The organism is Ruegeria sp. HKCCD7255 (assembly GCF_013031565.1).
GTDB lineage: Bacteria > Pseudomonadota > Alphaproteobacteria > Rhodobacterales > Rhodobacteraceae > Ruegeria.
In genome coordinates this window covers 1-1498 of sequence record NZ_WQAG01000034.1, presented here as the reverse complement: position 1 = coordinate 1498, position 1498 = coordinate 1, and the positions used below count along the sequence as shown (strand labels likewise).

Genomic DNA, 1498 nt, shown 5'->3' with positions numbered 1-1498 from the left:
AGCCCAAAGCAGACCTCAATCTCACTCACGGCATTCTAAGGTAAACAGTTTTTGGACATTTTCTGTATGTGCGAGCTCTCATGGTGCCAACGGAAGAAGCTGACATTTTGGCAATCATAATTGCTCGGCCTTTTTTGTACCGCTGCTAGGCAGAAATGAGGATATTGCAGAAACTGATCGCTTACTGTGTATTAGTATTTTCAGAATTGGGCAGCCTATATGAGTTTCACCAAAACAAAGGACCGCATATTTCTCGCCTATGAAACGTTTTCTGGCTGGCTTGCCCGACGTTCCAGACCTGTCAGAAAGCTCTTCTATGCCGTTGTCGGTTGGGTTCTTGGATTGATCTATGTGCTTCCGGGAAATCATGTCCGATATACCGCAACCGCACTATCGGCGCATGTGGACCAACCCTCACCTAGGCGGTTGTTTAAGGAATACGTGCGGAAGCTTTTGCTGGGTTTTGATCGTGCAGAAAGGATACGGCATGGCTTCGGTGAAGAAATCGACGAAACTTTAATTGTCGAGGATCGTGAAAGATTTGAACGGCTCTTTGAGAATGGGAGTTTTATCCTCGTCTTACCTCACGCCCACGGCGCGATACCGATGGCCCGATGCCTATCGAACTCGTACCCCATATTATCGATTGTTCGGGTGTCAAAAGACAAAAACCGTGCCGAAGCTCAACATAGACTTTATCATAGTGTTGGATGCGAGTTTGTAGATGTGCGGGAAGCGGATCCAACTTCCGTTGCAAGGATCATTTTGAGAACATTAAAACGAGGTGGGATCGTGGTCGCGATGGTTGATCGCATTGATGAGCCGCCCACGCAAGCCTTGAGCCCAGCACGTGATCTCGCCGCTGTGTCGGCGTTCGGTGAGATCATTGGTGTTCAAACCTGGCCAGCAAGATATGCCCAAAAGGCAGGGGTCCCGATACTACCTGCGACTGTAGTACAGACCGAAACGGAATTGCATTTGGTTTTGGGCCAAAGTGTTATGGCTGGAGGGGATCTAGTATCCACAACTCAAAACTGGGTTAGTGAACTTGAACATCTCCTGCGACTATATCCTCAGGAGTGGATATTCTGGCTAGACAAACACTGGTCGCGTGTTTTGCGCCGCAATCCACCTGTATCCAGAAAGCTATAGGTCTTACGATGCCTATGAATAAACGATCGAGTACGCGCATGCAAAGTTAAGAGATAGGAAAAAACATGTCATAAGTTAGGAGATTGTCTCTGACCAAAGGCTGCGATGACTGCGTCGCGGTCGTGGCTGAATTCTAACGCAGTGTCCGCAATCGAGCGAAGATGTTATTCACGGCGGAAAGATCGGCTTCACATTACAAAGGACAGCTTAGCGGCACTTACGGGACATCTAAGAAAATTGGTAAGATGGCCGAATTGAACTCAGAGTAGAGGCTAAAACCCAAATATCTGCTACTTCAAAATTTAGTTTGCTAAGGTCGCTGCTATCATAATGCTGGAATGAAAAA

The 1498-nt window shown here is 47.3% G+C and carries 1 protein-coding gene; it reads left to right on the top strand.

Going from position 1 to position 1498, the window contains the following annotated elements; translation table 11 throughout:
• The first annotated feature begins 219 nt into the window (after positions 1-219).
• On the top strand, positions 220-1152 hold the full coding sequence (locus tag GOX45_RS21895; RefSeq protein WP_171104086.1) for a hypothetical protein: 933 nt from the start codon (positions 220-222) through the stop codon (positions 1150-1152).
• Positions 1153-1498 lie beyond the last annotated feature (346 nt).